We start from the raw sequence: 9,114 nt of genomic DNA on the forward strand, positions 1-9,114 counted from the left end.
ATTCTCGCCCCGGGACATGAGGATTGGAACCTGGCCGGGTACGTCCGGCATCCGATCAGCAAGCCGACCATCGCCGCGGTGAACGGTTTCGCACTCGGCGGCGGCACCGAGCTCGTCCTGGCCAGCGATCTCGCGGTCGCCGCCGAGACCGCCACCTTCGGCCTGCCCGAGGTCGCCCGCGGCCTGTTCGCCGCGGCAGGCGGCGCGTTCCGCCTGCCCGAGCAGCTCCCCCGCAAGGTCGCGATGGAGATGATCCTCACCGGTGAACCGATCACCGCCGCCCGTGCGCTGGAATTGGGCCTGATCAACCGTGTCGTGCCCGCCGCCGAGGTTCTCGACGCGGCGCTCGCGCTGGCCGGTCGGATCGCCGAGAACGCACCGTTGGCCGTGCAGGCCAGCAAGCGGGTGGCGCTGGGCATGATCGACGGCAAGCTCGCCGACGACGACGCCTGGGACCAGTCCAACCGCGAGATCATGACAGTCGCGGTCACCGAGGACATGCGTGAGGGCGCCATCGCATTCGCGCAGAAGCGCAAGCCGAACTGGCAGGCGCGCTGACACGGTGCGGATCCTGATCCTCGGCGCCTCCGGTTTCGTCGGCAGCGCGCTGCACGCGCAGTTCGCCGCGAACCACGAGGTCGTCGGGACCAGCCGGGGCGGGCACGGGCTCACCCCGGTGGATCTCGCCGACACCGGCGCGGTGCGCGCCCTCGTCGCACAAGGTTTCGACGTGGTCGTCCACACCGCCGGTGTCGTGGATCTCGGTGCCGCGCAGCGTGATCCCGCTGCGGCCCGTGCCGCGAACGTGGCGCCGATGGTCCCGCTGCTCGACGCCATCGGCGACACGGGCGCGAAGCTCGTCTACCTGTCGACCGACAATGTCTTCGACGGCGCCGCCGAGCACTACGACGAAAGCGCCACGCGCGCACCGATCAACGTCTACGGCGAGACCAAGGTGGCCGCCGAGGATCTGGTCCTCGAACGCGACCGGCACTTGGTCGTGCGCCTGCCCCTCGTCTACGGGCGCAGCCCACTGTCGAACAAGTTCCTGGCCCGCTTCGCCGCACCCGAGATCCCCGCGCGCACCGATATCGTCTGCAATCCGCTGTACTTGCCCAGCCTGGCGCCCGCACTCGAGCAGCTCGCCGACGAGGCGGGCGCCGTGCACCTCGCGGGCGCGGAAACCCTGAGCCGCTACGGCCTCATGACCCGGGTCCGCGACCGTCTCGGCGCACCGGCGCGTGTCGTGGCCACCGATCGCTTCTCCGCCGTCCCGGACTGCCCACGACCGTTGCGCCTGGTCATGCGCAGTATTCGGCACAGCCTGACCGGCCCGGACGTGGACACCGCCCTCGCCGATCTGCACTGAATCTCCGGTCACCCGTTGACGCCCGCGAAAGAGTGAGTGTACAGTCACTCACATGATCAAGCGCGGCGCCACCCTCTCCACCTCGGACGTCCGGCGTGACGCGGTCGTCGACGCGGCGATCATCGAGTTCGCCAAGACCGGCTACCACGGCACCCCGATCAACACCGTCGCCGCGCGCGCCGACATCTCCCCCGCCTACGTCTTCAAACTCTTCCCCGGCAAGGTCGCCCTGTTCGTCGCCGCGCTCGATCACTGCTTCGACCTCGTCGAACGCGCGATGTCCACGGGCGCGGCCAATTCCACCGCGACGGACCCGGCCGCCATCCTGCACGACATGGGCGGCGCCTACGCCGAACTCATCGCCGACAAGAGCCTGCTCATGTTGCAGGTGCACGCCCAGTCCGCCACCGACATCCCCGAAATCGCCGACGCGTTGCGCCGGGGTCTGGCCAAGGTGACCACCTTCGTGCAGCGCCGCTCCGGCGGCACCCCCGAGCAGATCCAGTACTTCATCGCCTACGGACAGCTCTGCCACCTCGTCACCACCCTCGGGCTCGACGGCAACGACAGCGCCTGGGCCACCGCCCTGACGACGGGAATGCGCCACCCGAAAGCCCACTGACCCTCTCGCTCCAGCCTTTTCAGGGTGGAGCTTTCTTTTGCAGCAAGAGTGATTGACCAGTCACACACCACGGAAGGTAGCTCCTGATGAACACCACCACCGCCACCGAAATCGTCCTGCCCGGTCGCGTCGACCCCAGCGGCCTGCTCGTCACCCGACGCGAACTCCCCGCACCCGCACCGGGTCGCGCACTGGTTCGAGTCGATGCCTCCGGGGTGTCCTTCGCCGAGCAGCAGATGCGCCGCGGTAAGTACTACGACCAGCCACCGTTTCCTTTCGTGCCCGGCTACGACCTGGTCGGCACGGTGGTCGAGGCCGGCGACGCGACACTGGTGGGCACGCGGGTGGCCGCGTTGACCAAGACCGGCGGCTGGAGCAGCCACGTCGACCTCGACACCGCCGATCTGATCCCCGTGCCGGACACCCTGGACGCCGCCGACGCGGAAACCTTTGTCGTGAACGGCATCACCGCCTGGCAGATGCTGCACCGCGTCGCCGCTGTTCAGGCGGGCGCGACGATACTGGTCCACGGCGCCAACGGTGGCGTCGGCTCGACCCTGGTCCAATTGGCCCGTGCCGCGGGCATTCACGTGATCGGCACCGCGTCCGCTCGCCATGCCGACGCGGTCACCGCGCTGGGTGCCACCTGGATCGACTACCGCGCCGATGTGCCACACCAGGTTCGGGCCATCGCACCGCACGGTGTCGACGCGGTGTTCGATCACGTCGGCGGGCCCGGCATCAGCGATTCGTTCGGCCTGCTCGCCGACGGCGGCACCCTCGTTTCCTACGGAACGGCGGCCACCAAGAACGACGAGGGCGACTCCCGGTTGCCGGTGCTGAAACTGTTCGCCCGCCTGCTGTGGTGGAACATGCTGCCCAACAAGCGACGTGCGCACTTCTACAACCTGTGGGCAGGCAAGCGCAACATCACCCGCTTCCGTGCTCGAATCGCCGAAGATCTGTCCCAGGTCTTCTCCCTCGCCGCCGCGGGCACCGTCACCGCCCAGGTCGCGGCCCGTATCACTCTCACCGATGCCGCCCGAGCTCTGGAGCTCGCCGAATCCGGCACCGTCACCGGCAAAGTCCTCCTCGTCAGCGCCTGACCCGCTCACACCCTGGAGATCAGTCATGTACGTTTCCCAGCCCGTTCGCACCGTCCTCGACAACCGCCCCATCTACCTGAGCTTCGGCCTCGCCTGGTTGGTCGGCCACGGCACCTTCGCCCTCAGCCATGGCCCGAACCCCCTGCTCGACCTCCCCGGATTCGTGCCGACCGCGCTGCTGGGCGTCGGCCTGCTGGCGGCCATGATCGTGACCACCGTCGTCTCCCTGCGAGCCCAGCGCGGCGCGACGGGACAGGAAGCGGTCGTGGGCAATCTGCTCGGCGCATCGTGGCTGATCGGTTTCGCCGCGCTGTTCTTCCTGATCACGGCGCTCGGTTCGACGCTGAGCCCCGACACCGCAGCGACTCTCTGGCCGACCGGGTCCGGGCTGATCGTCGGACTGCTCTACCTCGCCGGCGGTGTCGCCTACCGCGACATCCTGCAATACACGCTCGGCGCCTGGCTGGCCGTGAGCTCTACGGCCGCACTGTTTCTCGACGGCGCGTACCTGTACTGGGCGCTGGCACTGGCCGGCGGCGGCAGCTATCTGCTCGCCGCCGCGCTGGAGCCCCGCAGGATCGCCGCCGCGAGCTGAGTATGCGTTTCGTGCCCGTCCGGAATTCCGGACGGGCGCGTTCGGCGTTCAGCCCTTCTGCTGCGCCCCGATCGCCGATCCCATCCATCGCCGCAGGTACCGGCGCAGTTCGTCGTCGGAGCGTGCCGGGTTGCCCGGTGACAGGAAGAACGACTGCATGGTGCGCAACACGTATTCGACGAGTTCGCGCAGCGCGGGCTCGTCGTAGCCGTGAGCGGCCCAGTCGACGTCGAAGCGGCGGATCATGGTCATACCGAACGCCTGGGCCTCATCGGAGGTCATGCCTTCCGGATGGGCGTTGGAATACGAGCTCGACAGCAGAATCCCCAGGTGGGGGGTCCGCCGAACATCGGTGAGGGTGAAGACGACGGCCTCTGTCATCGCTTCGACAGGGTCGCCCAGGCCGCTGACCTGACGGGTGAGTCGATCGAGGAAATCGTCGACCGAGGCGATGGCCGAGGCGGTCATGAGCGCGTCGGCACTGGGGAAATACCGGTACACCGTCTGCCGGATGACACCGAGGGACTCCGCCACGTCGGCGATGCTGATCTCCGCACCGGTCCGGCCGATGAGTTCGACTGCGGCAGCGATGATCCGGCGCGTCGCCTCCGCATCGTCACCCGGCGGACTGCCGCCCCACCCACGTCTACGCGCCACCAGGTGGACGCTAGCACAACCCCAGGTCAGGGCGAATTCCGTAAAAGTGATCATACACGCGAAGCCTCGTGCGTATGATTGCTCTATCAACCGTGGCCGAACAACGAGGTAACTCACCGTGACCGACCTTCACGTCCGCAAAATGGATTTCGCGTTCTCCGACTACGACGTGCCGTTTCTGTGGAATCCGCAGAACCCGGCGTTCTCGTCGATGGCCAATGCCGTTTCGTTCCTGGCCATCGGCTTCGAGAAAATGATCGTGCAACTGATCACGCAGGCGAAACCGCAGATCACCGACCCCGAGGTGGCGTCGGAGGCCGACGCCTTCATGCGCCAGGAAGGGCAGCATTCGACGGCGCATCGCCAGCATGTCAAGGCGCTGATCCGCCGCTATCCCGGCTTGCAGCAGACCCTCGACGCGGTGATCGGCGAGTTCGACAAGCTCACCGCCGAGACCTCGGTGAAGTACCGCCTCGCCTACACCGCCGACCTCGAGGCGACGTTCACGCCGGTGTTCAAGCTGATGCTCGACAACGACAAGAATCTGTTCGCCCCCGGCGACGACCGCGTCGCCTCACTGTTCATCTGGCATTTCGTCGAGGAAGTCGAGCACCGCAGTTCGGCGCTGATCATCTTCAATTCGGTGGTCGACAGCGAGCTGTACCGGATGCGGGTGGCGGCCTCGATCTTCCGGCACGTGTTGCAGGTGATCCGGGTGGCGTGCGAGGGCTTCAACGAGCATGTGCCGCTGGAAGATCGCCAGGTCGACGCGCTGTCGATGTTCGCCAACTACCGCAGGGGGCAGACCCTGCGCCGGTGGCTGCCGTTCCTCCAGCCGGCCGACAACGGCACGATGCCGCGCGCGTTCGACGATCTCGGTCTGCGCGAACAGCTCGTCGCGCTGGGCGGCATCATCCGCAGTCAGACGCCCGGGCACAATCCCGCGCACGAGAAGCTGCCCGCACTAGCCGACGAGTGGTTCCGCCGCTATGACGAAGGTTACGACGTAACCCGTTGGTACACAGCCGATTCCGTCAGCTCGTAGAAGGTAGCCCGATGGCCGAACACTGCTCCCCCACCTTCGCCGAACTCGCTCACGAACTCGGCTTCTCCTGCGAGGAGGCGGGCGGACTCGTCGAGTTCCGCAACCCGTTCGCCCTCGAGAACTGGACCCTGCCGGTCCTCGAGCTCACCATCGTCGTCGGCGCGGTTCTCGCGCTCTGGTACGCGATCGTGCGCCTGCGCCGCCACGGTGACCCGACCAATCTCGTGCTGTGGTTCGGTGCCACCGCCTACCTGTTCGTCATCGAACCGCCGCTGTACTTCCCGGCGGCGTTCGGCATCGAAGAACACGTCGACACGATGTTCGCGCACAACGTCTTCACCGTGGACTTCCTCTGGGGCCGACTGCCCATCTACATCATCGCGATCTACCCGCTGATGGCGACGATGGCGTTCGGCATCGTCCGGATGCTCGGCATCTTCGGCCGCTACGGCACCCTGATCGGCGCCACCTGCGTCGGCTTCGTCCACCACGCCTTCTACGAGATCTTCGACCATCTCGGGCCCCAATTGCGCTGGTGGGAATGGTCGATCGACAACCCGATCAACCAGCCGATGTTCGATTCGGTCCCGATGGGCAGCGTCGTCGTGTTCGCGGCCCTGTGGCCGATGTCGCTGGCCTTCTGCGTGCAGTATTTCGTCGGCCGCCACGTCGACGACGGGCGCCACTTCTCCGGCGTCGAATTGACCTGGCGCACCATCGTCATCGGCCTGCTGGCCTCGGTCGGCACGTTCCTGCTCCCGCTGCCCGCCACCGTCATCGGCATGAGCGGCACCACCGTGCGCGGCATCGTCTACGCACTGGAACTCGCCGTCCTCGCGGTGGTCGCCGGGATCGTCATGGTCCGCCAGTGGACCGAACTACGCCGAGGAACCGCCACACCCCCGCAGTACGAAGACCCCTTCGTCCAACGGTTCGCCACCCTCTACCTGGTCGTCTTCGCCGCTCTCTGGATAGCGTCGCTCCCCGACTTCTTCGCCGCCGTCAACGGCGAAACAACCAACGGCGACCCCATCGGAAACCTCTGGTACACAGCAGCCTGCTTCGCCGTCGCGATCGCTTCGGTCCTGGCGACCTTCACCGTGCCGCGCGCACGGCCCACCCCGGACGCACCCGTGGCGGCAGCATCGCAAGCGCCCGGCTGATCCGCCGGCCGCGCTCGAGGCGGTCAGCAGAACGTTCCCCTCCGCTCGGCGTATCGCCTGCGGCAAGCCATCAAGCCGTGGCGTCGCCGATGCGGTGGCGGTAGCTGTCGGCCAAGGCGCGCAGCGCGGCGCCGCCGTCGCCGGTGAACGACGAACCGTGCATCAGCGCCAGCGTTTTCGGTGCGAGCTCAGCGAGTCGGTCGACGATCATCGGGGTCGCCGGTGCGAGCGACGAATAGGCGAACAGATCTTCGGTGTGAACGGCGGGGCCGACGATGTCGCCGGTAGTGAGGGCCGCGCCCGCACCGAGGTGGGTGAACAGGTCCCCGCACAGCAGAGTCTGTGTGGTTTCCTCGAACAACACACGCGCTTCCCAGCCGTGCGGGGTGTGTGGGGTGTCGATGTGGCGCACTCGCATCCGGCCGAGTTCGATGGTTTCGCCATCGGCAAGCGGTCTCGGTGGCCGGTCGGCCATGTGGTCCAGCGACACCATGCAGCCGACGGCACCATGGGCGACCTGCGATTCGGGGGCCGCGGCGAGGAACTGGTTCATCGACCCGCATTCGTCGGATTCGACGTGCCCGAAGGTGATCCACCGCAGCCGGTTCACCGGTGTGACCCGCGCTATCGCCGCCGCGACGTCGGTGAACATCGCGCGATGCCCGGTATGGAAAAGCAGCGGCTGATCATCGGCGAGCAGGAACTGGTTGAACGTCAGCCCCTGTTCGCCGATGTCGGGCACGAACGTCGAGATGCGGTAGATGTCGGGGGCGATTTCCTCGATGGTGGTGGTCATGGTCGGCTCGATTCGGTGCAGTGTCAGAACGGCACTTGGGTGGTCAGTAGTCCAGCGCCTTCGGCGCGGCCGGAGAGGATCCGGCAGAATTCGACCGCGTCGAGGTCGAGGCGTTCATCCGTTGTGCCGCAATGCCATCGGCCTCCAGCGGCACCTGTCAGGCACAGGTCGAAGGGTTTGTTGTGGCGGGCGGCCCATTCCTGCACCACGTCGGCCACGATCGCCCCGTCGTGCTCATCGGTCAGCACGAGAACGTGCCCGGTGGCCCGGGCCAAGTCGATCCGATGCATCCACGGGTCACGGGTCAGGATCGTGTCGATGGCGTACCCGATGGTCCACCGTTCGGCGGTGCCGTTGACCAGCTGCTGCTCGGGAATTGTTCGATTGCGCAGCAACCCCGGGGTACGTCTGCGCGCTGCCGCGGCCTTGGGCGCGATGGCCGCCATCGACCGGACCAGCTGATCCGTCGTCTGCTGTCCGAATCGTTCGACCTGATACGCGGTCACGGCGTCGACGAGCTGCCGGCCGGGCCGCAACCGCTTACGGGCAGCCCGGGTCTGGCGGACATTCTCCAGCGGGGACGATGCCATCGTGGACATACCGACCACGTGGGCGACGAGGTCGTGCACGGTCCACCCGGCACACTCGGTCGGTGCAGTCCAGTCGTCACCGTCGAGCGCGGTGACCGCGTCGGCGAAGCGCAAGTACTCGTCGCGGGCGAGCCGCATCGCGTCGGCATGGGCGAGCATCGCGCGCCGCGCAGTCACCGCCGTCTGCTCGACAGCCGTCATTTCTGCGGCTCCTTCGTCGGCGGAAGGCCGACACTGTCGGCCCACATGTCCACGGCGCGGTCCAACAGCTTGCGCCGACTGTGCCCGCCCGGATCGTTGGCGAGCTGCTGATCGACCAGGCCGGACAGGATTGCAATCCAGATCTCCACGTCATCGCGGTCGGTCACGCCGATCGTGGCGAGCACCGCGATGACCTCGTCGAGCGCGCGGACCGCCGACACGTACGCCTCGGGTGAGGGTTCGAATCCCGGAATCGTGCGCTGGTTCATCAGCTGATAGCGGGCGAGATCGGCAACCGCGAAATCGAAGTACGCCAGTGCCAAGACGCGCACGAGGCCGCGGGGATCCGCGGGGGCCGAGCGCAGCGCGTCGATCGAAACGCGCTCGCACTCACTCCAAGCCTGCTCGAACATCGCATCGTAGATCGCGTTCTTCGATCCGTAATGCGAGTACAGCGACGGCGCCCGCATTCCGATCCGCTCGCCGACCTCGCGCAGTGTCAGCTGCGCCAGTCCCCGCTCCCGTGCGATCTCCCACGCGGCCTCGACAATTTCCTGCCGCGTCGCCTCACGCCGTTCCGCTTTCCGATCACGCCTCGGCATATCGTTCATAGTTAGTTATTATGAACGCCGTTAGGCAAACGGTCAACGGTGGGCTGCATGCCTACCCGGCGGCCTGCGCGGTGATCGGGGTGAACAGGTTGATCAAATTGCCGTCGGGGTCTCGGAGCAGGAGCGACCGGTTGCCCCACGGCATCGTCGTCGGCTCGTTGACGAAGTCCTCGACGGAGTCGCGCAACCTGCGGTAGTCGGCGTCGACGTCGGAGACCATGAACTCGATGATCGCGGTGCGATTGTCGGCAGGGCGCGCGCTGCCGGCCCCGAACAACGCGACCGTACGCACGCTTCCGATCGCGAGTGTGCCGGCCGGAGTCACGATCTCGGCGAAATCCGGTGTAGCCCACCGGGCT

Annotated in this window: 12 protein-coding genes; 7 read left to right on the forward strand and 5 right to left on the reverse strand. The window is 67.1% G+C overall.

Annotated elements, in window-relative coordinates; translation table 11 throughout:
- The 5 genes from ACFWF3_RS13565 to ACFWF3_RS13585 all read left to right on the forward strand — a co-directional run.
- Positions 1-558 (forward strand): enoyl-CoA hydratase-related protein (locus ACFWF3_RS13565; protein ID WP_379313917.1); only part of this gene is annotated, 558 nt, incomplete at its 5' end.
- A 4-nt stretch (positions 559-562) separates the two neighbouring features.
- Positions 563-1,369 (forward strand): SDR family oxidoreductase, encoded by an 807-nt coding sequence (locus tag ACFWF3_RS13570; RefSeq protein WP_379313918.1) that lies wholly within the window; start codon positions 563-565, stop codon positions 1,367-1,369.
- Positions 1,370-1,421: 52 nt separating this feature from the next.
- A complete protein-coding gene (locus ACFWF3_RS13575) occupies positions 1,422-1,991 on the forward strand; it encodes a TetR/AcrR family transcriptional regulator (RefSeq protein ID WP_379313919.1) in 570 nt (189 codons plus the stop codon).
- 86 nt (positions 1,992-2,077) lie between these two features.
- A complete protein-coding gene (locus ACFWF3_RS13580; protein ID WP_379313920.1) occupies positions 2,078-3,097 on the forward strand; it encodes a medium chain dehydrogenase/reductase family protein in 1,020 nt (339 codons plus the stop codon).
- 25 nt (positions 3,098-3,122) lie between these two features.
- Complete coding sequence (locus ACFWF3_RS13585) at positions 3,123-3,692, forward strand: ABC transporter permease (protein ID WP_379313921.1); 570 nt, start codon at positions 3,123-3,125, stop codon at positions 3,690-3,692.
- Between the two features lie 48 nt (positions 3,693-3,740).
- Here ACFWF3_RS13585 and ACFWF3_RS13590 read toward each other — a convergent pair whose 3' ends face one another.
- Positions 3,741-4,349 (reverse strand): TetR/AcrR family transcriptional regulator, encoded by a 609-nt coding sequence (locus ACFWF3_RS13590; protein WP_378989891.1) that lies wholly within the window; start codon positions 4,347-4,349, stop codon positions 3,741-3,743.
- 118 nt (positions 4,350-4,467) lie between these two features.
- Between ACFWF3_RS13590 and ACFWF3_RS13595 the strand changes: the two genes are divergently transcribed.
- Both ACFWF3_RS13595 and ACFWF3_RS13600 read left to right on the forward strand, forming a co-directional pair.
- Positions 4,468-5,394, forward strand: a complete 927-nt coding sequence (locus ACFWF3_RS13595; protein ID WP_378630996.1) for a metal-dependent hydrolase — start codon at positions 4,468-4,470, stop codon at positions 5,392-5,394.
- Positions 5,395-5,405: 11 nt separating this feature from the next.
- The gene (locus ACFWF3_RS13600; RefSeq protein ID WP_379313922.1) at positions 5,406-6,557 is read left to right on the forward strand and encodes a hypothetical protein; all 1,152 of its coding nucleotides are present in this window, start codon (positions 5,406-5,408) and stop codon (positions 6,555-6,557) included.
- Between the two features lie 70 nt (positions 6,558-6,627).
- On the opposite strand, the gene ACFWF3_RS13605 is transcribed toward ACFWF3_RS13600, so the two are convergent.
- From ACFWF3_RS13605 to ACFWF3_RS13620, 4 genes are all read right to left on the reverse strand, one after another.
- Positions 6,628-7,353: an MBL fold metallo-hydrolase gene (locus ACFWF3_RS13605; RefSeq protein WP_378989888.1), complete on the reverse strand. Its 726-nt coding sequence runs from the start codon at positions 7,351-7,353 to the stop codon at positions 6,628-6,630.
- 23 nt (positions 7,354-7,376) lie between these two features.
- Complete coding sequence (locus ACFWF3_RS13610) at positions 7,377-8,144, reverse strand: maleylpyruvate isomerase family mycothiol-dependent enzyme (RefSeq protein ID WP_379313923.1); 768 nt, start codon at positions 8,142-8,144, stop codon at positions 7,377-7,379.
- Positions 8,141-8,746, reverse strand: a complete 606-nt coding sequence (locus ACFWF3_RS13615) for a TetR/AcrR family transcriptional regulator (RefSeq protein ID WP_379313924.1) — start codon at positions 8,744-8,746, stop codon at positions 8,141-8,143. The genes ACFWF3_RS13610 and ACFWF3_RS13615 overlap by 4 nt, the downstream gene beginning before the upstream one ends.
- Before the next feature lie 61 nt (positions 8,747-8,807).
- On the reverse strand, positions 8,808-9,114 hold a 307-nt coding region (locus ACFWF3_RS13620), incomplete at its 5' end, for a VOC family protein (protein ID WP_379313925.1).

Source organism: Nocardia sp. NPDC060220, from assembly GCF_042727815.1.
In the GTDB taxonomy this organism is placed as follows: Bacteria; Actinomycetota; Actinomycetes; order Mycobacteriales; family Mycobacteriaceae; genus Nocardia.